The sequence below is a fragment of the Pedobacter sp. 01N310 genome (assembly GCF_056399805.1).
On record NZ_JBFTSB010000010.1, the window covers coordinates 25,112 to 48,429 of the forward strand.

The 23,318-nt window shown below is 37.1% G+C and carries 20 protein-coding genes; all 20 read right to left on the reverse strand.

What is annotated here, in order from left to right; all coding sequences use genetic code 11:
* Positions 1–960: a GDP-L-fucose synthase family protein gene (locus tag AC1DNH_RS18595; RefSeq protein WP_477580040.1), complete on the reverse strand. Its 960-nt coding sequence runs from the start codon at positions 958–960 to the stop codon at positions 1–3.
* On the reverse strand, positions 960–2,087 hold the full coding sequence (gene gmd / locus AC1DNH_RS18600; RefSeq protein WP_477625574.1) for a GDP-mannose 4,6-dehydratase: 1,128 nt from the start codon (positions 2,085–2,087) through the stop codon (positions 960–962). Before gmd ends, AC1DNH_RS18595 begins: the two co-directional genes overlap by 1 nt.
* A 16-nt stretch (positions 2,088–2,103) precedes the next feature.
* Positions 2,104–4,449: a GumC family protein gene (locus tag AC1DNH_RS18605; protein ID WP_477580044.1), complete on the reverse strand. Its 2,346-nt coding sequence runs from the start codon at positions 4,447–4,449 to the stop codon at positions 2,104–2,106.
* 20 nt (positions 4,450–4,469) lie between these two features.
* Complete coding sequence (locus tag AC1DNH_RS18610) at positions 4,470–5,258, reverse strand: polysaccharide biosynthesis/export family protein (RefSeq protein ID WP_477625575.1); 789 nt, start codon at positions 5,256–5,258, stop codon at positions 4,470–4,472.
* A 194-nt stretch (positions 5,259–5,452) separates the two neighbouring features.
* Complete coding sequence (locus tag AC1DNH_RS18615) at positions 5,453–6,193, reverse strand: tyrosine-protein phosphatase (protein ID WP_477580048.1); 741 nt, start codon at positions 6,191–6,193, stop codon at positions 5,453–5,455.
* A gap of 618 nt (positions 6,194–6,811) precedes the next feature.
* Positions 6,812–8,089, reverse strand: coding sequence for a nucleotide sugar dehydrogenase (locus tag AC1DNH_RS18620; protein ID WP_477610301.1), 1,278 nt, complete (start codon positions 8,087–8,089; stop codon positions 6,812–6,814).
* A 283-nt stretch (positions 8,090–8,372) separates the two neighbouring features.
* Complete coding sequence (gene rfbA, locus AC1DNH_RS18625; protein WP_477580052.1) at positions 8,373–9,233, reverse strand: glucose-1-phosphate thymidylyltransferase RfbA; 861 nt, start codon at positions 9,231–9,233, stop codon at positions 8,373–8,375.
* 71 nt (positions 9,234–9,304) lie between these two features.
* Complete coding sequence (gene rfbD / locus AC1DNH_RS18630; RefSeq protein WP_477580054.1) at positions 9,305–10,165, reverse strand: dTDP-4-dehydrorhamnose reductase; 861 nt, start codon at positions 10,163–10,165, stop codon at positions 9,305–9,307.
* Positions 10,162–10,710: a dTDP-4-dehydrorhamnose 3,5-epimerase gene (rfbC, locus tag AC1DNH_RS18635; RefSeq protein WP_477611084.1), complete on the reverse strand. Its 549-nt coding sequence runs from the start codon at positions 10,708–10,710 to the stop codon at positions 10,162–10,164. Before rfbC ends, rfbD begins: the two co-directional genes overlap by 4 nt.
* On the reverse strand, positions 10,710–11,762 hold the full coding sequence (gene rfbB / locus AC1DNH_RS18640) for a dTDP-glucose 4,6-dehydratase (protein ID WP_477611085.1): 1,053 nt from the start codon (positions 11,760–11,762) through the stop codon (positions 10,710–10,712). The genes rfbC and rfbB overlap by 1 nt, the downstream gene beginning before the upstream one ends.
* Positions 11,763–12,004: 242 nt before the next feature.
* Positions 12,005–12,568 carry a DUF3109 family protein gene (locus AC1DNH_RS18645; protein ID WP_086549448.1) on the reverse strand — a complete coding sequence of 188 codons (564 nt, stop codon included), beginning with the start codon at positions 12,566–12,568 and terminating at the stop codon, positions 12,005–12,007.
* Between the two features lie 2 nt (positions 12,569–12,570).
* The gene (locus AC1DNH_RS18650; protein ID WP_477583463.1) at positions 12,571–13,344 is read right to left on the reverse strand and encodes a DUF3108 domain-containing protein; all 774 of its coding nucleotides are present in this window, start codon (positions 13,342–13,344) and stop codon (positions 12,571–12,573) included.
* Positions 13,345–13,494: 150 nt separating this feature from the next.
* Positions 13,495–14,010 carry a DUF2480 family protein gene (locus tag AC1DNH_RS18655; protein WP_477583464.1) on the reverse strand — a complete coding sequence of 172 codons (516 nt, stop codon included), beginning with the start codon at positions 14,008–14,010 and terminating at the stop codon, positions 13,495–13,497.
* A 66-nt stretch (positions 14,011–14,076) separates the two neighbouring features.
* Positions 14,077–16,161, reverse strand: a complete 2,085-nt coding sequence (locus AC1DNH_RS18660) for a peptidylprolyl isomerase (protein ID WP_477583466.1) — start codon at positions 16,159–16,161, stop codon at positions 14,077–14,079.
* A gap of 274 nt (positions 16,162–16,435) precedes the next feature.
* Positions 16,436–17,008: a hypothetical protein gene (locus AC1DNH_RS18665; protein ID WP_477585994.1), complete on the reverse strand. Its 573-nt coding sequence runs from the start codon at positions 17,006–17,008 to the stop codon at positions 16,436–16,438.
* Positions 17,008–18,321: a BamG family beta-barrel-assembly machinery protein gene (gene bamG / locus AC1DNH_RS18670; protein WP_477625576.1), complete on the reverse strand. Its 1,314-nt coding sequence runs from the start codon at positions 18,319–18,321 to the stop codon at positions 17,008–17,010. Before bamG ends, AC1DNH_RS18665 begins: the two co-directional genes overlap by 1 nt.
* The gene (locus AC1DNH_RS18675; protein ID WP_477608325.1) at positions 18,302–19,036 is read right to left on the reverse strand and encodes a type III pantothenate kinase; all 735 of its coding nucleotides are present in this window, start codon (positions 19,034–19,036) and stop codon (positions 18,302–18,304) included. The genes bamG and AC1DNH_RS18675 overlap by 20 nt, the downstream gene beginning before the upstream one ends.
* A 154-nt stretch (positions 19,037–19,190) precedes the next feature.
* Positions 19,191–20,171, reverse strand: a complete 981-nt coding sequence (locus AC1DNH_RS18680) for a DUF6427 family protein (protein ID WP_477583835.1) — start codon at positions 20,169–20,171, stop codon at positions 19,191–19,193.
* Between the two features lie 852 nt (positions 20,172–21,023).
* Positions 21,024–22,013 (reverse strand): glycosyltransferase family protein, encoded by a 990-nt coding sequence (locus AC1DNH_RS18685; protein WP_477583833.1) that lies wholly within the window; start codon positions 22,011–22,013, stop codon positions 21,024–21,026.
* A gap of 20 nt (positions 22,014–22,033) precedes the next feature.
* Positions 22,034–22,888 carry a UDP-2,3-diacylglucosamine diphosphatase gene (locus AC1DNH_RS18690; RefSeq protein ID WP_477583832.1) on the reverse strand — a complete coding sequence of 285 codons (855 nt, stop codon included), beginning with the start codon at positions 22,886–22,888 and terminating at the stop codon, positions 22,034–22,036.
* Between the last annotated feature and the right edge of the window lie 430 nt (positions 22,889–23,318).

Consider the following 23,318-nt stretch of genomic DNA (forward strand, 5'->3'; position numbering starts at 1 on the left):
CTAAATTATTTTCGTTAACGGATTACTCTTAAAATCTGAATAAGCCAGAGATATCCCATCAATAAGATTGGTTTTGTACTTCCATCCAAGTGATGTTAACTTTGAAACATCCATTAATTTCCGAGGGGTTCCATCGGGTTTCGATCTATCAAACCGTATTTCTCCTTTATAGCCTATAACGTCACTAATCATTAATGCCAAATCTTTAATACTCAAATCTTCTCCACAACCTATATTTACTAATCCACTATCATTATAACTTTGCATTAGAAAGTAACAGGCGTCAGCCAAATCATCAGCAAATAAAAACTCTCTTTTGGGAGATCCAGTACCCCATATTGTTACATAAGGAGCGTTTTGTGCTTTTGCATCATCAAATCGACGTATCAATGCAGGCAAAACATGAGAATTCTCTGGATGATAATTATCATTTATACCGTATAGATTAGTTGGCATTACTGATATAAAATTACAACCATACTGATTTCGATATGCATCACACATTTTAATGCCAGCAATTTTTGCAATCGCATAAGGTTCATTCGTCAATTCTAATTCACCAGTTAATAAGTATTCTTCCTTCAAGGGTTGTGGCGCCATTTTTGGATAAATACATGAGGAGCCTAAAAACATCAATTTTTTCACATTGGCATTTCTAGATGCTTCAATAACATTACTTTGAATCATCAAATTATCGTACAAAAATTCACCTCTATAAGTATTGTTGGCAATGATACCGCCGACCTTGGCAGCTGCTAAAAATACGTATTCTGGCTTTTCTAAATCAAAAAAATCATTTACGGCAGTCTGATCTTTCAAATTTAGCTCATTTGATAACCTAGTTACAATATTGCTAAAACCCTCACTTTTTAATTTCCGTAAAATCGCAGAGCCAACCATTCCTCTATGACCAGCAATGTAAATTTTAGCGGATTTATCATTTAAATAAACCTCAGACATTATTCGTACTGATTTTTAATAACATAGCCATGGGCTTTCAATAATTGTTCTTTGCTGAAATGATCAACATCCGCAGCTACCATCTCCTTTACTAAAGCAGCTAGGTCATATTTAGGAATCCAGCCTAACTTAGTTTTGGATTTTGTAGGGTCGCCAATTAAAAGATCTACTTCAGTTGGACGGAAATATGCGGGATCTACCCCCACAACCTCAGTCCCTAATTCAAGTTGATAACCTTTATTACCACAGGCAACTACATATCCTTTTTCTTCAATACCAGTTCCTTTAAATTCGATTGCAATACCAACTTCAGCAAAAGCCATTCGTACAAATTCTCTTACCCGCGTGGTAACTCCTGTTGCAATAACATAATCTTCTGCCACATCTTGTTGTAGGATCCGCCACATGGCTTCTACGTAATCTTTAGCATGCCCCCAATCTCGTTCTGCATCCAAATTGCCCAAATACAATTTGCTTTGTAAACCTTGAGCGATTTTAGCTACAGCTCTAGTGATTTTACGCGTTACGAAAGTTTCGCCACGTAAAGGACTTTCATGATTAAACAAGATGCCGTTACAAGCAAACATGCCATAGGCCTCCCGATAGTTTTTAGTGATCCAAAAACCATAAATCTTCGCGACGCCATATGGTGAGCGTGGATAAAAAGGTGAATTTTCATCATAAAATCCTTTATCATTTTTATTCTCCGGCATACCACCATACAATTCGGAAGTTGATGCTTGATATATTCTGGTCTTCTTTTCTAGCCCCAAAATTCGCACTGCCTCCAATATTCTTAGCGTTCCTATACCATCAACATTAGCTACATATTCGGGAGAATCAAAGGACACTTTCACATGACTCATCGCGCCTAGATTATAAATTTCGTCTGGTTGTACCTCTTGAACAATACGAATTAAATTGGTTGAATCTGTTAAATCCCCATAATGCAATTTAAATCTTACATTGTCCTCATGTGGGTCCTGATATAAATGATCAATACGATCAGTATTGAACATCGAACTTCTTCTCTTAATTCCATGAACCATATAACCCTTTTCAAGCAGTAATTCTGCTAAATAAGCACCATCTTGTCCTGTAATTCCTGTTATTAGTGCAGTTTTCATTTTATATTATCTTGCGTCATTTGAATTTACTAAATACCCTCTCAAAAATTGAACTTTTTTTGACCTCTCCATAATTACCGTAGCCGTAACCATACCCGTAATATTTGCTAACAATATCGTTCACAACTATACCCAGTTTCTTCATTTTACCTTTCTTGTAAAGATCTTCAACGATAGCTAACTGATCTTTATGGGTTACTTTTTGTCGAACTAAATACAGTGTCACGTCAGCATAGTTAGCCAACAGTTGGGCATCAGTAATTATCCCCACCGGTGGAGCATCCATGATGATATAGTCAAATTGCTTTTTTAATTCTTCTATCAGAACAGGCGTATGCTCACTCATTAAGGTCTCGGCAGGGTTTGGTGGTAAGGGCCCAGACGAAATAATAAACATATTTTTATTAATGGCAAGTTGCTTAATAATGCTTTGAATTTTAACATCACTACTTATGGTGTAATTACTAAAACCAATATCATTTGAAACACCTAACTTAGCCGAAAGGCCGGGTTTTCTTAAATCCAATTCCATCAACAATACCTTTTTCCCGGCCAGGGCTAAAATATTGCCTAAATTAATAGCTGTAAAAGATTTACCTTCTCCACTCATACTAGATGTAAGTAGTATAATTTTTTCTTCCTTACTTTTCAGATAAAAGGAAAGGTTTGTTCGCAGCGCACGGAATTGCTCAGAAATGGCTGATCTCTCTTTGTTAGCAACGATTAAATTATCATTATATTCATTGTGACTGATTTCTCCAATAACCGGGACATTGGTTTTTGCTGTAATATCTTCTTTTGTAGAAATGGTTGTATTAAAGAAATCAGAGATAAAGATAAATATAAGTGGTATAACTAAACCAGCAAAAAACCCTGCTAAATATATAACTTTTTGTTTAGGACTTATTGGCTCCACATTGGCTTTTGGTGGATCTATCGTTTTAGCAATTGAAATGTTAGAGGTTTTAGATATCGCAGTTTCTTCTGCTTTCTGCATTAGAAATATATAAAGCTCTTCTTTGATTTTTTGATTCCGAGCCAGCTTTAAATAATCTTTCTCAATTTGAGGAACACCCGATATCTTCCCTTCTGTTTGGTTTACTTGACTACGTAATTTATCCCGCGTTACAACAAAGGTATTTTTAGTACTCTGAATATTAGCCAATATTCCATTCCGTAATCCAGCGATTTGATCATCAATATTTTTAACAAAAGGACTTTCTTCAGTTACACTCAACAACTGTTTATCTCGTTCGATCAACAGTGCATTATATTGATTCATAATGCCTGAGAAAACCATATCCTGAGGAAGTAACGATGTTGGAAAAACACGTTTATTTTTACCTTCATCTTTGAGATATTTTTCCAAATCATCCAATATAGCAACTTGTGTTTCGGCCTTAGCTAACTCTGAAGCAAACTCCCCTGAGTTTTGAACTAAAAGTTTACCTTGTTCCGACATATCGGCAAGCTTATTAGTTTTCTTAAATTCTTCAACCCTACTTTCAACATCCCCCAGCTCATTAGCAATCTTGCCCAAACGGTTTTGGATAAATTTGGTTGTACTATCGGCTATTATATTTTTATCGTACAAGCTAGATGCAATATATTGTCCAATCAGGGTATTCAGAATATCCTCTCCTTTCTTTTGTAATGGATAAGATAATCCTAAATCTATAATAGTTACCTGTTTATTAGAAACCGTAACAGACAGATTCTTCATCAATGTGGCTACACGTTCGTCTAATGAAGTTATAAGTACGGCATATGTATTAGAAAAAGCATAGTTACCAAATTTTGGAACCAATTTTACCAGGCCGACATCATCTAACTTAAAGGGTTGGTTCCAAGAGACTTCTTTATCTATTTTTTTACCCTTTATTCTGAATTTACCATTATTAATTTTTTCTATATCGAGCGCAGTTGCTTTAATTGTATCAATTCCATTTATTATTTCTAATTTAAATGGCGCATCATAAATTTCTCTTTTAATAAAATTTTCTCTGGTACTATAGGTAATATTAAGTTCCATTTTACGAACTACCTGCTCCATCAAAAAACGTGTTTTGAGAATTTCAGCTTCATTATCGACAGAATTCTTGGACCCTAATAGTCCGCCTAAATCCATCAAAGCGCCCGCTTCTTTTGCCATACCCCCACCCTTTTCATCGTCATTAACCAGAACCCTAGCAGTGATCTGATAACTAGGAGCGGTAAATTTCACATATAAAAATGCAGCTAGTAAACAAATTATAATGCTCACAAAGAACCAGGGCCATTTTTCTACAACTTTTGAAAATATTTTTTTTAAATCAACACTTTCCTCTTCTTCTATATTCGGATTTTCTTGAAAATTATTCATGTATAAACTAAGCTCGATTATTATTTGAAACTACTTATTGCCAATACAATTACGGATATTACGGATGCGATTACACCTATGGTTTGTATCTGGGCAGAATTAGAGGCCGAAACCTTACGTTTGTTTGGCTCGACATAAACAACATCATTTTGCTTTAAATAATAATAGGGACTATTAAAAATTTCTGATGAGTTTAAGTCTAGTCGGGCGAATTCTTTCTTTCCGTTATTATCACGGATTACAAGTACATTTTCTCTGCGCCCATATATGGTCAGATCTCCAGCTAAACTCAAGGCATCAAGAATCGATACTTTCTCATTAGGCAATGTATAAGCTGATGGAGCATTCACTTCACCAAGAACACTAACTTTAAAATTAGCAAATCTCAATTGTACATTCGGTTCTTTATAAATATCTGTCGCTTTCCCTCTAATCAATTCCCTAGCTTGATAGGTTGTTAACCCTGCAACCTTAACTTTCCCGATTAAAGAAAGTTCAATCTCTCCATTTTTATCTACAAGAAATCCTGTATTTTGCGTAGAGAGGCTGCTATTTGTATTTCCTCCAAGGGCAGGAGTTGCAGCTGCTTGATTAACGATGGCACCACTTTGAGGATTCAGGGTAAAAACATTTATACTTAAGATATCATCTGTCTGTATTACAGGCTCAGTATAGGCTGTTGCATTTTCAAGCTTCGCACTGTTAACACCCTGTATATCTTGAAAGTAAGCTATTTTTTTATTACTCACACAAGATGAGCTTAAGGTAATAATTAACAATACGATTATTAATTTCACCTCTCTTTTCATGTTATTTTTTTTATTCATAGGTATATATCCATTTAAAATGAAAATGATCATTTTAAACAGCTTGCAAACTTAATCATTTAATTGTAATATCTAAAAACGATTAATTTTAGAAATTTGAATATTTTACATCAAGTTTTTATATTAAACCTTTAACATAATTTGTAAATTGAAAGAGTATTCCATTTAAAGCACTCTTAAGCATAAATAGAACTAAATGTCTCTTGATTTTTAAAACTGTAATGACCTATGAGATCATGCAACCTACCTGATTGTACCGCATCAGTTAAGGTAAGCAAATGCTTATCATGATGAAGGTCAGTTCCTGCTAGATCATACATTTTTTCCTTTAATAGCATCTCGGCCAATTGTTTCACATCGCGCCCATAATACCCCAAAACAGATAGTAGGTTTAACTGTAATAAACAGCCTTTTTCTTTAAACCTCTTTAATCGGCTTTTATCTTTAAAATAAAATGTATAACGTTCTGGGTGTGCTAAAATTGGCTTATATCCTTTAATTTCGATATTAAATATGGTTTGACTAATATCAGGGCTTTCAGATAGGTAAGACATTTCTATAAGTAAATGCTTTTGATCCAACGGGCATAAATCTTCATCCAGAGTAAAATCCTGATCTATCATATACTCCGCACCCGCTCCTAATTTGGTTGATATATTTTCCTTGTTAAGTACTTCTTGTAGATTTTCTTTAACATTATCGATACTTACTTTCGTATTTGGATAGAGCTCTTTATAAATATGAGGGGTCGCAATTAATTGAGCAAACCCCAGCTCCGTAAGCGATTTTACAAATCGAACGGAAGTTTCCATATCAGGAGAGCCGTCGTCAATACCTGGCAGGATATGCGAATGAATATCAACGCCTAACCAGGAGATATCAGTTACTTTATTCTTTTTTGAAAAAAAATTTAACATATTTATAACAATGGAATATCAAATTAAATCGCCTTATCATATCACTCGTTTATAAACGAAACAATCACTGCAATAATATGCGAATTGAAAGTATTATTTACCGAACAACAAAAGTATTCTAATTAACGAGTTAAATTTAAGAAAATTCATGCTATTTTCCAATAAAGAGTAGATTAAATCAGACAAATAGTCGAAAATGATGCTTTAAAAAGATTCTACAGCTTAATTTGTGCAAGAGAATTAACAAAAATATAACTTATACACGATCAACAGTACTTCAGAAATGTTATTCAAAATAGTTAAGGCTTTAAAACACCCCTTAAAATATCATCTTTTTTCATAAATGAAGATCAGAAATGACCATATCGTTAACCAAAGCTGCTAAATCGTATTTACTACCTTTACCCATTCTTCTTACCAAGCTCACACTAGCCAAGCCTTTTGCTGCTTTATACATTTCCTTTTATCGGCCATTTTTACATTGTTTGTTTACCTTTTAGGTAATAAAAAGGTAAAGAATAGGTAAGCATGGGGTAACCCTGGGGTTAACTTGGTATAGAGAAAGGGTAAACAAAGGGTACAGAAGGGGTAAACAAATATTAGTGTTATATAGCAATATTATAACCTTGCATCCGCCAAATCTCTGTTGATAAAGGATTTGGTATCGAAAATAATCGAACCTTTTGCTTTAAAGTTAGCATAATCGATATGCAAGAACTGCTGGTGGGCCACTGCTAAAATGATTACATCATAATACCCGAAATCATCATTTTGAATCATCCGGATATTATATTCAGCCTCCACTTCAGCTGCATTGGCCCAGGGATCGTATACATCAACGTCCATACTAAACGATTTCAATTCTTTGTAAATATCAATTACCCGGGTATTTCGGGTATCGGGGCAATTCTCTTTAAAAGCGAAACCCAATATTAGGGCCTTAGCGCCATTGATCACTTTATCTTTGGCCACCAGCATTTTGATCACCTTATTGGCCACAAACATCCCCATATTGTCATTCACCCTTCTGCCAGATAGGATTACTTCAGGCTTATAGCCTAATGACTCTGACTTATGTGCTAAATAATAGGGATCTACGCCAATACAATGGCCACCAACCAAGCCGGGTTTATAGTTTAGAAAATTCCATTTGGTTGCAGCAGCAGCCAATACATCTGTTGTATCAATGCCCATGCGATCGAAAATTAAGGCCAGTTCGTTTACAAAAGAGATATTTACATCCCGCTGCGCATTTTCTATTGCTTTTGAGGCTTCTGCTACTTTAATGCTGGGTGCCAAATGGGTACCTGCCGTAATAATTGATGCGTAGAGTTGATCAATTTCAGCAGCAATTGCAGGCGTAGAGCCTGATGTTACCTTTTTAATTTTGGTAAGGGTATTAATTTTATCTCCAGGATTAATCCGTTCTGGGGAATAACCACAGAAAAAATCGATATTATATTTTAATCCTGAAATTTTTTCTAAAACAGGTACACAATCTTCTTCGGTGCAACCTGGATAAACAGTTGATTCATAAATGATGATATCACCTGTTTTTAATACAATACCTAACATTTTACTGGCCGCAAGTAAAGGTTGCAGATCCGGCCTTTTAAGATGGTCGATAGGGGTAGGGACGGTAACGATATAGATGCTGCATTTGGCCAGGTCGGCTAAATTGGCACTCAGGGTTAATCCCATCTCCGATGCCGAAATTACAGTTTTCAGATCTTCCAGATTGGCTTCATTTGTTCTGTCCTTTAACTGATTTAACTCCGCTACCCGCTCCTCATTCGTATCAAAACCAATTACTTTATATTTCTTAGCAAATTCGATTGCCAGGGGTAAGCCTACATAACCTAAACCAATAATAGCAATCTGATTTTCTGTATTCATTTTTTCTTTCGGTAATTGGGCAAATATAAGATAAATGTAGAATGCTTAATTCTTTTAACCACAAAGGACACAAAGAGAAAGCGCGAAGTACGCAGCGTTGGATGGAGCGTAATGCTTAAATGAACTTATATCTTATATGGTAATAAAGATTGCATATGCATTTTAGAGATCCTTCGCTGCGCTCAGGATGACAAAAATCCCAAATAAAAGAAAATCACCAGTCAATACAATGGCATTGAATGGTGATTTATTATTTTGAGTATATTAACTGTAGTCGAATTTGTTATTTAATCTGCTTCAAGAGATAACTTCCATAACCACTCTTAACCAGAGGTGTAGCAATAGCCCTAAGCTGTTCTGCGTCGATAAAGCCCATACGATAAGCGATTTCTTCAATACACCCGATTTTTAAGCCTTGTCGCTCTTCAATAATCTGCACAAATTGCCCTGCCTGCATTAAAGAGGTAAAAGTCCCGGTATCTAACCAGGCTGTTCCACGGCTTAATACGCCTACCTTTAATTTACCTCGTTCTAGATAGATTCGGTTCACATCGGTAATTTCGTACTCGCCACGAGGTGAAGGTTTAATATTTTTGGCAATTTCTACAACCTCATTATCATAAAAATACAATCCTGGTACTGCGTAGTCTGATTTGGGTTGAACAGGTTTTTCTTCAATAGAAATTGCTTTTTTATCAGCATCAAACTCAACCACACCGTAACGTTCTGGATCTGAAACCTGATAGGCAAATACCACACCGCCATCGGGATCGGAACTGGCCTGTAATAATTTGGCCATACCATCGCCATGGAAGATATTATCGCCTAACACTAAAGCTACCTTATCTTGACCGATAAATTCTTCGCCAATCACGAAAGCCTGTGCTAAACCATTCGGCTCGGCCTGTACGGCATAACTAAATTTACAGCCTAAAGAAGCACCATCCCCCAATAATTTCTCAAAATTTGGCAGATCGTGTGGGGTAGAAATAATCAGAATTTCTTTTATCCCAGCCAACATCAGCGTAGATAAAGGATAATAGATCATCGGTTTATCGTAAACCGGCATCATCTGTTTACTACAAGCCAAAGTTAAAGGATGCAAACGGGTTCCGCTGCCACCAGCTAAGATTATACCTTTCATATTCTAGTCATTAGTTCATTGGTCATTGGTTCATTGGTCATTGCAGACCTAAATGAAATAATGATACCTATTTATTGTATTTTAATTTGTTTTATACATTCCACCAAACTATCTCTCCAATAAGGGATTTCAATATTAAATGTATTTTTTATTTTAGATTTATCCATTACCGAAAATGCTGGCCGTGTGGCTTTGGTTGGGTAAGCAGACCCTGGAATAGGATTCACTTTAACCGCCGTTTCGCTGATATCAAAAATGGCCTTTGCAAAATCGAACCATGAGGTTACACCTTCATTGCTATAATGGTATACTCCGTACGAGGTAGATGAAGATGCGATAATATCAAAAATAGCATTTGCCAGATCAATCGCGTAGGTTGGCGTACCCACCTGATCGGCAATAATATTCAGCTCGTCACGCTCCGCACCAAGTTTAAGCATGGTTTTCACAAAATTATTGGCGTATTCAGAATACAACCAGCTGGTGCGGACAATAAAATGGGTTGGCAGCTTGGATGAAACTACTTTTTCTCCATCCAGTTTGGTTACACCATAAACATTGATTGGTCTAGCCTCGTCGTCTTCCTTTAGTAATTTTACTTCATTCCCTTCGAAAACGAAATCAGTGGAAACATGTATAAGCGTTGCCCCATTTACCAGACAAGCTGAGGCCAGGTATCCCGCACCTGTTTCGTTAATTGCTTTAGCCAGCTCAACTTCATCCTCTGCTTTATCTACAGCAGTATAAGCGGCACAGTTAATCACAAAAGCAGGTTGCGCAGCAGCTAACAGATCATTCAAACCAGATTCATCCAAAATATTGGCATCCTGCTCAGCTGGAAAAACAATTTCTGTAATTCCTCTTCGCTCCGCAACCACCTTTAAGCACTGGCCTAACTGTCCGCCGGCACCAATTACTAATATTTTGCTCATATATGTTGTAAAGCTGAAAAGGGGTTTAAAAGTAAATCTTTATCAGATACCGCCTGATCTTTCTCCGGAATTAACCAATCGATATTCAGGTCCGCATCGTTATAAATTACGCCGGTTTCTGAAGCTTTATTGAAAAAATTATCGCATTTGTATAAAAATTCTGCCGTTTCGCTCAATACCGAAAAGCCATGTATAAAACCTCTTGGTATATAAAGCTGTAATTTATTCTCTGCACTTAAGCGTATGGCAAAATGTTTACCATAGGTTGGTGAGCTTGGACGTACATCTACCGCAACATCCAATACTTCCCCCTTGGTTACACGGACTAATTTGGCTTGTGCAAATTCTCCGGTTTGGGCATGTAAACCTCTAATTACACCGTAAGAAGAATAAGATTCGTTATCCTGAACAAACCTGCCTGATAAACCCGTTTTTTCTTCGAATGTATTTTGGTTAAAACTTTCAAAAAAATACCCCCGGGGGTCTTCAAACACCCTTGGCTTAATAATCAGACAGTCTTTTAATCCCGTTTGTTCAATTTCCATTATTTACTGCTGTACTGTTGTTCGTAGTAGGATTGATAGTTGCCTGAGGTTACATTGTTTAACCAATCTTCGTTCTGTAAATACCAGTCTACCGTTTTGGCTAAGCCTTCTTCAAATTGTAAGCTAGGTACCCAATCCAATTGATTTTGCAGTTTACTCGAATCAATGGCATAGCGCAAATCATGCCCCGCGCGGTCGGTTACATAGGTGATTAGTTTAGCTGATTCTCCCGCTTCGCGACCAAGTTTTTGGTCCATAATAGTACAAAGCAAATTGATGAGATCAATATTTTTCCACTCGTTATGTCCACCAATGTTGTAAGTATCTCCTGTTTTTGAGTTGTGGAAAATTACATCGATTGCCCTGGCATGATCTTCTACCCATAACCAATCACGTACGTTCTCCCCTTTACCATATACCGGTACCGGTTTGTTATTCTTGATATTATTAATTGCTAATGGAATCAGCTTCTCAGGAAAATGATGAGAACCATAGTTGTTAGAGCAATTAGAAATTACGCAATCCATGCCATAAGTATCATGGTAGGCCCTTACAAAGTGATCTGAACTCGCCTTTGAGGCCGAATAAGGGCTATGCGGATCGTAAGCAGTGGTTTCGGTAAACATCCCTGTTTCACCTAAAGCGCCATAAACCTCATCGGTACTTACATGATAGAAACGTTTTTTATTGTAATCACCTTTCCAATATTCACGGGCAGCATTTAATAAATTTACAGTACCAATTACATTTGTTATTACAAAAGCCGTTGGATCAGAAATAGAACGATCTACATGACTCTCCGCTGCAAGGTGGATAACGGCATCGAAGTTTTCTGTTTTAAACAGATCGAACATCGCGTTCGCATCAGTAATATCTTCTTTTACAAATCTGTAATTTGGCTTATTTTCAATATCGGTTAAATTAGCCAGATTACCTGCGTAGGTAAGTTTATCTAAATTGACGATCTCGTATTGAGGATAGTTGTTAACAAAACGGCGAACTACATGAGAGCCAATAAAGCCCGCACCACCAGTGATTAAGATTTTTTTCACAGTTATTAAATGATTTTCAATTCCGCTAAAGTAAGTTAGATTTCGGCAAAAAACAACTTAATTTTGACATAAGCTGAAAACCGAACGAATAATTTAGAAGCAATTAGTCAGTTTTCCTGACCATCTTCTACATAAAATAGATAAGCTTGCAGTTGCAATAGATATACGCAAGAAAAGTATAGATGACGCTTATATTTGACTTTACTGTTGCACCAATAACATGAAAATTTAAGGAAGAAAAACTACATCGCCGCCACAGAGCTTTCCAATTCTTTATACCATTCTTCTCCATATTTACGGATTAGTGGTCCTTTTAAAAAACTATAAACTGGTACTTTAAGTTCACGGCCAAAGGTGCAGGCATCGTGACAGATGTGCCAGCGGTCGTAATTTAGCACGTCGAATTCTGGATATTTCGTTATCCGAATAGGGTAAAGGTGACAAGAAATCGGCTTCTGCCAATCTACAATACCTTGCTCATACGCTTTTTCAATGGCACATTTCGTAATACCACCCTCAAAAAGCACGTAAGCACATTCTTTATTTTTATCTACGCAAGGGGTGGTTAAATCGCCATCTTCATCAACTACGTAAACGCCTTGTTCCTCAATGGCTTTAATACCCTTTTCATTCAACAGGTGTTTTATTTTTGGATATATCTCTTCCAAAATGGCCTTTTCGTCATTATCCAATGGTGCACCGGAATCACCTTCCACGCAACAGATTCCTTTGCATTTGCTTAAATTACAAACAAAGTTTTCTTTCAATACGTCTTCGTGCACCAGCACCTGTTCAACTTCTATCATCATTATTCTTTTGCTAAAGCATATTTCAGGCCACTGGCCGATTTTAATTCCATGGTAACTGCTCCTACCAATATCTCTACCTGGGCCTTTACCGGCACGCGGTTTCCATCATCGGTTACCCAGAGGTATAACCTGCTATCTTTTTTAAATATCCTTCCCGGTTTAATAGATGGACTAAATTTTAAACAACGGATGTTCCCCAACTTACTTTTAATCGTTTCTTTTCCTATATATTCTACCTCTAAGGCTGAGATTTCGTCACCCAAGAAATAGTTCAGTTTAAACTTATCACCAATTTTGATTTTACTGATATCCAGGCTCCGGGCAAAATAATAAGCCGAAACAAGATCAAAAGTCTGATTAGTCGGCGTTGTAAAAGTCCCTCTGTTCGAAACTACTTTCTTAGCATCCTGCGTAAACCGGGCCTTATCCTGGCGTCTATAACTGGCCTCACGGATATTCTCCTGATAGAAGTAAGGTAAAAGGTCAGTTTTATCGATATACGAATCGTAATGGTCTCTTATCTTATAAAACACGTCAAAGGTGCCAGAGGTCTGCGCATCAACCGTAAGCTTATAAGTTGACCTGTTATCAAACTTTAAATCAGAATTGGCTACCTTAATGGTGGCCTCTGCCGCCGTGATAAACCCATACCTTAATTTATACTGCAAAACCTCTCCTTCCTGAAATACCGCCTCTTTCTTCAGGGGAAGTTGCTGAGCCGTTCCCAAAAGACTGCATAAGCCAGCCGTGACGGTTATAAATAATTTCTTCATTGCTTTTGTTCTCATTTGTGTGTGTGTTCATTATCAGCATGAGAGATCCTGAAATAAATTCAGGATGACGTACCGAAAAGGGAAAAAGGTTTTCCTTTAAAAGAAATTAAACTCTTCCTCCATGAAGATATACAAAAAGCAAACCAAAATTTAATCTTTTCTTTTATATACAGGAACCGTAGAGCAAGGCTCGCCGAACATAATGCTTTTAACTATCGGGGTAAGCAGGTTGGTTACCTCAACATAGGCTGAAACCGGAACATCGATATCTCCACATCCTTTTACCACCACACGCTCGTTGGCATAATCTTGAGGATTAATTTTAGCCAATGCCTTGGTAAATAAAACAGCTTCCAATGTATTTAAATCGCCAAATACTACTTCATTGGCATAAGGTTTTAGTTTATTGGCAAGCAACATATAAGCCCAGGTAGGTACAATTGCATCGGCCGAGCAGATAATGGCTACATTCTTATCCTGATATTGCGCCCAATCGTGAGTTTTGATAAACTCTCTAAAATCCTTTTCTCTTAACATTAAACCATGAAATAGATTATCCACTATATCATAAACCACTCTTTCGCCTTTATGATAAAAATCTTCGAGATTTAAAGTAATTAAACCGCTATTGGCTACTTTGTTAATAATGTTTTCCTGAATTTCCATGTTCTTAAATAAAAAAAACCGTTCCGACTAATCATCGGAACGGTTACAAAATTACGTATTTTCTATTTAATAGAATTTCACGCGATTGTCTTTTATCTTTGCATTTTCTTGTAAAGCCTGGAAAGCCGATCCTAATGAACGCTGTCCTAAACTTAACATCATGCTTTCTTTTTGTTTGAACATGTTGGCAATTGGTGCAGGACTGGTAAATCCATCAACTGAAAATACATAAACACCGCGTTCTCCCTGAACAGGAGCAGATACTTTACCTGGCTGCGAACCAAAAACGCTTCCTACTAAAGCATTTTCCTGTGCTACGCCTGGGATTACTGGATTAGCAAATACCACATTTTGTACTGGATTAACCGGACGTGCAACTTTAGCTGCAACCTGATCGATACTTCCTTTACCTGCATTAGCTAATTTTTCTTTTAATTGTTTTGCTTTGACTGCATTAATTACCATTGGCTCAATTTCTTTCTTCACATCAGCTAATGATAAAATACCTTTTGGACTGATGGTAGTTAAACGGGCCACAACATAAGCATTGCTCATGGTATAAATTTCAGGTAATACGTCACCTTTATCTGCTGCGTAAGCATCCTGAATTAATTTACGTGGATTATCCAATCCAGCTGCAAAACCTTGTGTTGATGCAACCTTATCAGCAACAGCAACTTTTAATCCTTTTTGTGCAGCAAATTTGCTAAAGTCGTTACCTTTCACATCCGTTAAGAAATTGCTTGCTGCTTTGTAAGCAGCCGCCTGGGTTTTGCTACTTGCATTTAATGCTTTTTCTACGTAAGCTAATTTAGCCACTTTAGATGAACCGATCTGTTTTTCGATTTTAAGCACATGGTAGCCAAATTGAGACTTTACTACTTTAAGATCTCCTGTCTTTCCATCAAAGGCTGCATTCTCAAACTCAGGTACCATAGCACCACGGGCGAAAGCTGGCATTTCGCCACCTTTATCTTTCGAACCGTCTACACTGTAGTTTTTAGCCAGTTCTGCAAAGTTAGCGCCTTTTAAAATTAATGCTTTTAATGAATCAGCTAACTTAAGTGCTTTATCTTCGCCACCAACTTTAGCCGGATCGATTAAGATGTGGCTTGCTTTTACCGAATCAGGAGAAATACGGGTAGATACTACCTTTACAATTTTGTATGAGTTACCGCTTAATTTAGGGCCATAAAAACTGCCTGCTGGTAAAGCAAATACTACTGAATCAACAGCCGGATCCAATTTACCTTTTGTGATATAAGTAAACGGAACTTTTACGTCTGAATTGATTGCAGCGAAAAGTGAATCGTTTTTAGCCACCTGAAAATCAGCAGCAATTTTGTCTACCTGAGCTTTGATTGCCAATGAATCTGCTTTGGTTGGACTGATACTGAAAGTAACGTATTCGAAAGCACGTGTTTCTTGTGGATTGTTAAAACGTGCTTTGTTCTGATCATAATATTCTGAGTAGTCGTTGTCTGTTAATTTAACGGAAGCATCAGGAATAGAAGTATAATCTAAACTTACGTATTTAAAATTAGCCAGTTTATTACGGTTGGTATATTCATCAGTAGCTTCTAAAGAAGTTACATAAACCGAATTACGGATTAAGTTCGAATATTTTGTTTGCAGGGCCTGATTTTTAATCTCTTCCTGTAACATGGTAGATTGTTGCAAAGCCTGAGGTTCTTTCGATTTTAGAAAGTTCATCAAAGTAGCACGGTCTAACTGTCCTGTTTGAGGATTAGAGAAATATTGTTTAATTAGGGGGCTAGGGTTTTGACCTTGTAATAAATCTACCAGTTCATCTTCAGAAACTGTTAAACCTAAACGATCGTACTCTTTAGTTAACAAAACTTTTGCTAACTCTGCATTCCATGCCTGGTCAACAGCCATAGCGGTCATCTGTGCATTTGCACTGCCGCCATATTGTTGTTTCATCTGGTTTACACCTTGATCAACTTTTGGTCCGAATTCATCAATATTGATATCCTTACCATCAATAGACCCTACAACTTTTTGATTTGCCGACCAAAAAGGTTTACCCACGTTAATTGCATCACCTACTAAAAATGCAACAATTGCAAAACCGATGGCAAAAACTAGAATATAGCCTGCACGGTTACGCAAAAATGTCATTAATCCCATATTGTAATTATAAATTTATTTAGTTCTTTTTTAAGAGGGCGCAAGATACAAATTTGCCTCAAAAAAGAAAACACAAAATTTTATTTATCAAGTGTTTAATTTTTAAGTAAATACAAGCCCTGTTTTAATGTTTGAATGACAGAATTTTGAGTGATTGAATGACCAGAATTGTTGAATGGCAAAATTAGTGAATGATGGAGTTATTGAAAGATGATTTGAATAAATCCATTTAAACATTCAATAATTCACTCATTCCATCATTTATACATTGCGACTAAGGCGCTACACCTTCCTTCATATTCAGTTCACCGTTTCCACTATCCATTTCATAGGTACTAAAATCCTGCGGAGCTTTAAAGTTGATGCCTTCACCTATGCTTCCATCTACTCCTTTCACATATACCCTTTGATTGGAATAAAAAATCTTTTTCGACTCATCCCAGATCAGTTCCTGCGAAGAGAAAGTATCGCCCTTACTGTTTTTTACGACTACATTTTTCCTAAATTCGGTTTTAAGCTCATTGTCTTTCCTAATGGCGTAATCGCAAACCAGGTTTCCATCAATGGTTCCGTTAGGGTTATAAAAATCGATATTTACACCCTTAATCATTTCCTGATAAGTGCTTCCGTTCGAAGGCGTAACCTTATCCATTATTGGGGCATATCCTTTAGCCTTAATTCTGGCAGAATCGCTGTAAGTGATATCGACACCAATGGTCCGATCCCTGGACAGGATTACTTTATTTGCTGAGACTGAATTGGCATTTTTTAGATCGTCGTCTCCACAGGAAGCCAGAAAAAAAGGCAACACCAGAAACAGACCACATAAAAATGTCCTTAAATTCATTAGTCTACACGGTACTTACGGAACCAGGTATCGTTCAAGGTAAAGCCTAAGTGGAAATTAATAAACTTCTCTTTAACAAGATTATCGCTTAATGTTCCCCTTTGTCCGAACTCGGTTGTAAAGTTGATTTTATAAAATGCTGAACCACCGTTAGCAGTAGGCAACGGGAAGCCAAAACCTAACGATGCACCCATTTGTTTGATATCCTGATTACCGATTTTGATATAAGTTTTATCGTAATTAACACCAAGGCGGTAATCTACACGTTTCATGTAACTGTTGTAAGAAAATGCATCTGGCGTCCACTGGCCACCCAAAGAAGCACCCCAGCTATCTTGCAAACCTTGGTTTACATTATTGATACTTGTTGCAGACCATTTACTCATTCTAAAATCGGCACCAATCATCCACTTATCATTTTGCTGGATAGAGATCCCAAAATTGTGCGTTAATGGCAAGGTAAGGTTAGATTTTCCGTTATTCGCGATATTTAACGTATCGGCTGCAGGGTTTTCATTACCACTTTGATCTCTTGTGTAGAACGTAGCAAAAGAAGTTTGTGTTGAATTTATTTTTCCAGAGGTGCTTCCAGAATAACCCAGGGTCATAATCGTCTTTTTACCAATATTAAAATCGTACTGTATGCCATAAGAGTAATTTATACCGCCAACACTGTTTTTATTTTGAAGTTTGGCATTGTAAGACCCTGCTGATTGAAATTCGGTAGCGCGGGTAGTTTGAAGGTTACCAAAAATATATTCTAAGTTACCCCCAATTCTTAAATGATCGCCAAAACGATAGCCATAACCTAAATAAGCCTTTGATAAGCCGCCTTCGCCTTCATAAAGCTGGTCTAAAGTGGTTGTATCAACTTTGGTCGTGTTTCTGTAAGAATAACCCAAATCTGAGTAAGGCAAAATACCAAAACTCAAGGCCGATCTTTTGGTAACTGGAGCGGCAAATGCCAAATGACTAAAAGTAGAATTGAAACTCGTTTCGCTTAAATTGTTTCGCGAAAGATTGGTTAAACCAGCACTCATTCCCACATCAATGGTGGTTAAAGTTATTCCGGCATAAGATGCAGGGTTTTGCATATTAATATAATTGAACCCTGTTACTTTACCTACTGCGGTAGAAATTCCACCCATTGCTCTAAGCTGGGGCAACAAAGATCCCTTTATATTTCCAAGTCCATATCTTGAATATGGTGATGAAGTGGTAACCTGTGCCTGAGCACTTAAACCACAAACTAGAACGAGTATGGCTGCAATATAATTTATTCTTTTGTACATTTTAATCTGCAATAGCTTCATTTAATCCTTTTAATACTAAGTAAGGATCTTTTATAATTTGAGGCGCAAAGATGCTGTTTTGTAATTGTTTATACAAAAAATTAGCATCACCCCCCGTTATAATTACCTTCAGAGCACTTTCTTTTTTATTATTTAGGGCAATAAAGCCTTCAATTTCGTTTATTATTCCTTGTAAAACGCCGTTTTTGATTGCCGATTGGGTATCAGTACCTTCCACAATAGCCTCATTTGCATCCCAATCCACCAAAGGCAAACGGCCGGTAAATTCGTGTACAGCTTTAAAACGCATGCCAATACCAGGGCTTATACTTCCGCCAAAATATTCCTTCGTGCTACTTAAAACATCGTAAGTAATACAGGTACCTGCATCAACCACTAAACTTGCGTTTGTTGGATGTAAGCCATTTGCACCCAAAATAGCAGCCCATCTATCTAATCCTAAAGTAACTGGCGTTTTATATCTATTTTGTACGCCGTTCGTCAACATGGTTGAAAAACGGATATACTCGGTATGCTTTTTTAAAAATACTTCTAATGGTCCAACTTCCTGGTTAACACTACTGATGATGGATTTCGCTGGCGAAAACTTCTCAATCAATTGAGCCAGGTCAAGTATCCCAATTTTATTGAAACGCTGATGGTGAATAATTTCCTTATCTGCAAAAACTGCAACCTTAACAGCAGAATTTCCAATATCAATGCTTAGCCTACGCATTTAAAATCTCCCACTGCAAATATATGTTCTTAGAAATTCCAATGACTCCATTTTTTATCCATCTTGATTAAAACTAAAAAAGCTTTAATTCTAAAATCATGCACAAAGCTATTAATCTTTGTCAAGTTTCGCTCTAGTTATTTGTTAAAAAAGGTTAAACAAACAGAAAATACTGTATCGAAAGCACAAATAAAACGAACAATGTTTCGTAAAACCAGCGTTTTTTGGCATTGCTAAAATAGTATGCCAACAGTACCGATCCTGGCGGTACACACAGCAAAAAATGCCAGGTCCTGAAATCCGGTTTGAGGTAAAAACTTGCTGCAGAAATAATAAACATGAAAAATAACAGCTGAAAACTCTTCCGTGTACTGATAAAACTCCTAAAGAAATTTTCCCGGAGCTGTAGTGATGCCAGTATGATAATTACCGTTACCGGGATCAGCACCAGGTAATCGTTATAGTTGATTTTAAAAACCGAAGGAAACTTATTGCCTAATGGTTTCCATATCTGATAAAACGAGCTTAAATTATCATTCCAATAATAAAATACGGCCAGAAAAAAGAAAACCGTAATAAAGCCAATCAAGCCAGCTACCCATTCGCGCCAATTAAACGACCTAAAAAGCAACAGTGCTAAAAAGATCATAAGCAACATGGCCATAAACGGAAAATAAATCAATGTTCCAATCCCAATAATCATCCCGATATCGAACACAGTGGTAATGGAGTTCGCACTTTTACCCAGTTTTAAAAACTTATCTATAATCCAAATCAACAGAAAGTTACATAACAATGCCGGACTTAGGATCATAAAAGGCATGAACAAACTTGTTCCTGTTACAAACATCAGCCCAGGAAGGAAACTGGGTTTGGCCAATAAATTATGATTGTTTACAACTCGATTGAAAATTAAAGCCTGTACATAAACCAAAAGTGCCGCGATAAAAATATTGGTATATGGCGTAAAGGCATTGTCTAAATCTATATTGATCAATAACCGGGCAAATGGCTCCAAAAAATCAAAGTTCAGCTTATCGTGCGTTTCATGAAAAATGGCAATACGCAAAAAGAATGTGTACGCCAGCAAGAATACGAGGTTAATTGGATTTAGTTTTCTAAACTGATTAATCATGCCTTTTTAAAGAGTAGGCAAAGTAAAGAAAATAATTTAATAGTAGCAGAAGAAAGACCAAAGCTTAAAGACTAAAGACCAAAGTTTAAATACCAAAGCGGAGGGCGATAAGCGTTGAGCGGAAGGACAAAAGTAGAAAGACCAAAGCTTAAAGACCAAAGGGAGGGTTTATGTTATTTATCCTATTAAAAGACATCCATAAATCTGTCAGGCTGAGCGGAGTCGAAGACCATTTGGTAAATAAAAAAGTAGAAAGACTGATGAGGAGGGGTCTATTCTTTTTTAGAAAAGCAGGTTCCTGTCTGTATCGGTTCCAGCAGCCCTGCCATCCGCTTTATCCCGATGAAAAATCGGGATGTCCGCTCCTGTCAGGTTTAGATTACGCAGTATTGTGCCACGGATTAGAACAAGCTAAAACCAAAGCTTAAAAGACTAAAGCAGGGATGTATATAGTTGTCTCTCTCTTAAAGATTTGTCAGTCTGAGCGGAGTCGAAGACCGTTAATAACCAACTAGTTTTGCTACGCAAGTAATCAACTAAAGCCACTGCTACTTAGATCTAATGACTAAATTCATCACAAATGATCCTTTGACTACACTATCAATGACATATTCCAAAAGAAAGGTCGTCATTGCGAGGAGGAACGACGAAGCAATCTTAATGCGCACGCTGGTAGCGATCGTTGTAAGATTGCTTCGTCGGCTGAAAAAGCCTTCTCGCAATGACGATAATCTGAGGAGATTTACTTTTTAATCCAACTGGCATTTATTGAATTTTATGAAAAAAAAATTATCTCTCAGGATAACAAATCATAGGCAAATTGACTTTGAACTCAGGACTGAAAACTCAGGACTAAACCCTCGCGTATTTCTTCACCATATCATCAATGATCTGCGCTGTTTCATCCGGAAAATTGAACTCATGTTTTTGAGGATTTTCTACCCAGTTTTTGATAATCGGCAACCAATTCCTGGTACTTCCCCAAATTACTGGCAAACCAAACTGTTTTAAGGCATAGGCATTACATTGTTGTTCAAACTGAAAACGCATAGGCGCCACCAGCAGTTTTTTCTTTAGATAAAGCGCTTCAGCAGGTCCTTCGAAACCGCCACCGGTAAACAAACCTTCGCAGGTGGCCAGGCTTTTATTAAATTTTTCGTTGTTAACAGGCTCTACAAAAACATTCCCTTCCTGGTAGGCAACTTTACTGTGTTTAGAAAAAACCTGCCAGGTAACCTCAGGGAGCTGAGTAAAAAGCTTTACCAAACGTTTATCGTCAATGGCTGGAAGATATACCGTATAATGTCCTAAATTTTCACTTTTCAGATTTCGGATCTCTGCCCTGATTACCGGGGTATGGATAAAAGTATCGTAACGGTCGAAATGAAAGCCAATGTGATATTTGGTAGGCGCATAACGGCTCAAAATCAACTTCCCCCAATCTAAAGTTCTAGGACGGGGTACTTTTTTAGATTTAAATGCAGCCTGATGGCTCAATGATACACATTCTATGCCCTGCAGTTTACAGGCCCAGGCGCTTACAGGTTCAAAATCGTTAACAATTAAGTTGTACTCTTTCAAAGGCAGCTGCTTCATATCTTTTCTAAATCGGAAAAGATTCATGTTCAGCCATGTTTTAAAATGGTCTACACCGCCTTTTTTCCCAAAGATAAAACTGAAACCATGCAATTGATATTTTACAGGCTGACTGAGTTTCACATCGGCCTGTGTTCCACTTACTAAAATATCCAATTCGCCATACTGCTGAAGTAAAGGAATAATTTCCCTCGCCCTGCTGATATGACCATTACCTGTTCCCTGTATTGCGTAAAGTATCTTCATTTATGCCCGAATATCTAAAATTATTGGGCAATTTCATATTTTATATTCTGTAAAAGAATATTTATGTCCAGTTTACTTTTTAAATCCTCGGCATCAGAAAGGATTCCTTCATCCAATTCGTCTTTTGTAAAATGTTGATGTTCGTACTTAAAAACCGTCCAGTTTTTATTTTCATACTCTAAAGCGGTTAAACTTTCCACCCAATCTCCACTGTTCAGGTAAATCACTTTTCCATCCTCGGTAACAATTTCACGTTGCTCAGCCTGATGAATATGGCCACAAACTACGTACTGATACCCTTTTTCGATGGCAAGTTCTGCCGCAGTTTGCTCAAAACTATTGATGAACTTAACGGCGTCTTTAAACTTTGCTTTTATTTTTTTCGAAAAGCTCATCTTCTCCCGCCTAAATGCGGTAAGTACCCAGTTTACAAAACTATTAATGAGGATCAGTGTATCGTAGCCAACCGCACCAAGTTTAGCCAGCCATTTAGAGTGCTGCATGGTAACATCAAAAACATCGCCATGAAAAAACCATGCCTTTTTACCGTCCAACTCTAAAATTAATTTATTCTGGAGATGGAAAGTACCCATTTCCATGCCATCAAATTTGCGGAGCATTTCATCATGATTTCCCGTTAGGTAGTGAACCTGAACACCCTCCGATACGAATTTCATCAGTTTACGGATCACCTTCATGTGCGATTCGGGCCAATAACTTTTGCTAAACTGCCAGATATCGATGATATCGCCATTTAAGATCAGCGTTTTGGGTTTTATGCTCTTAAGGTATTTTAAAAGTTCTTTTGCATGGCAACCATAGGTACCTAAATGTACATCGGATATTACGACTACATCGACATTTCTTTTATCCATAAACGGGAAATTTTAGGGGGAAGAGTCTTATTACCGCTCGATTAAAGCAGTTCAGAGATAGATTAGCTGTGTTACCACTCCTCTTCCTCATCGAGTTTTACCTCAAAGGGGCTAAAGAAATAAAGTACAACAATTAATAAACACACGGCAAAGAATGATTCTAACATATCATCTGATTTACATTACAAAGGTAAGACTCTGTATATCAAACAAATGTTACGACATTGTTAAATTATTATTCTATTCCGTTTATTGTTCATTAGCGCAATGGTTAGCTAATCGGTTAATGGCAAAGATTTAGGTTAGTTCCTTTTCATAGATCCTGAAACAAGTTCAGGAGGACGATCGCAAGTGTGAATGCTCAGAATCTCAAGGTGTGCAATGAATTCATATTAAAGATCTTTTGATTGCGCTATCATTGACGGATTCC

Excerpts from the sequence above, each read along its gene's own strand:
- AC1DNH_RS18595 (WP_477580040.1), bottom strand. The coding sequence starts at position 960 with ATGTCTGAGGTTTATTTAAATGATAAATCCGCTAAAATTTACATTGCT.
- gmd (WP_477625574.1), bottom strand. The coding sequence starts at position 2,087 with ATGAAAACTGCACTAATAACAGGAATTACAGGACAAGATGGTGCTTAT.
- AC1DNH_RS18605 (WP_477580044.1), bottom strand. The coding sequence starts at position 4,449 with ATGAATAATTTTCAAGAAAATCCGAATATAGAAGAAGAGGAAAGTGTT.
- AC1DNH_RS18610 (WP_477625575.1), bottom strand. The coding sequence starts at position 5,258 with ATGAAAAGAGAGGTGAAATTAATAATCGTATTGTTAATTATTACCTTA.
- AC1DNH_RS18615 (WP_477580048.1), bottom strand. The coding sequence starts at position 6,193 with ATGTTAAATTTTTTTTCAAAAAAGAATAAAGTAACTGATATCTCCTGG.
- AC1DNH_RS18620 (WP_477610301.1), bottom strand. The coding sequence starts at position 8,089 with ATGAATACAGAAAATCAGATTGCTATTATTGGTTTAGGTTATGTAGGC.
- rfbA (WP_477580052.1), bottom strand. The coding sequence starts at position 9,233 with ATGAAAGGTATAATCTTAGCTGGTGGCAGCGGAACCCGTTTGCATCCT.
- rfbD (WP_477580054.1), bottom strand. The coding sequence starts at position 10,165 with ATGAGCAAAATATTAGTAATTGGTGCCGGCGGACAGTTAGGCCAGTGC.
- rfbC (WP_477611084.1), bottom strand. The coding sequence starts at position 10,710 with ATGGAAATTGAACAAACGGGATTAAAAGACTGTCTGATTATTAAGCCA.
- AC1DNH_RS18645 (WP_086549448.1), bottom strand. The coding sequence starts at position 12,568 with ATGATAGAAGTTGAACAGGTGCTGGTGCACGAAGACGTATTGAAAGAA.
- AC1DNH_RS18650 (WP_477583463.1), bottom strand. The coding sequence starts at position 13,344 with ATGAAGAAATTATTTATAACCGTCACGGCTGGCTTATGCAGTCTTTTG.
- AC1DNH_RS18655 (WP_477583464.1), bottom strand. The coding sequence starts at position 14,010 with ATGGAAATTCAGGAAAACATTATTAACAAAGTAGCCAATAGCGGTTTA.
- AC1DNH_RS18660 (WP_477583466.1), bottom strand. The coding sequence starts at position 16,161 with ATGGGATTAATGACATTTTTGCGTAACCGTGCAGGCTATATTCTAGTT.
- AC1DNH_RS18665 (WP_477585994.1), bottom strand. The coding sequence starts at position 17,008 with ATGAATTTAAGGACATTTTTATGTGGTCTGTTTCTGGTGTTGCCTTTT.
- bamG (WP_477625576.1), bottom strand. The coding sequence starts at position 18,321 with ATGAAGCTATTGCAGATTAAAATGTACAAAAGAATAAATTATATTGCA.
- AC1DNH_RS18675 (WP_477608325.1), bottom strand. The coding sequence starts at position 19,036 with ATGCGTAGGCTAAGCATTGATATTGGAAATTCTGCTGTTAAGGTTGCA.
- AC1DNH_RS18680 (WP_477583835.1), bottom strand. The coding sequence starts at position 20,171 with ATGATTAATCAGTTTAGAAAACTAAATCCAATTAACCTCGTATTCTTG.
- AC1DNH_RS18685 (WP_477583833.1), bottom strand. The coding sequence starts at position 22,013 with ATGAAGATACTTTACGCAATACAGGGAACAGGTAATGGTCATATCAGC.
- AC1DNH_RS18690 (WP_477583832.1), bottom strand. The coding sequence starts at position 22,888 with ATGGATAAAAGAAATGTCGATGTAGTCGTAATATCCGATGTACATTTA.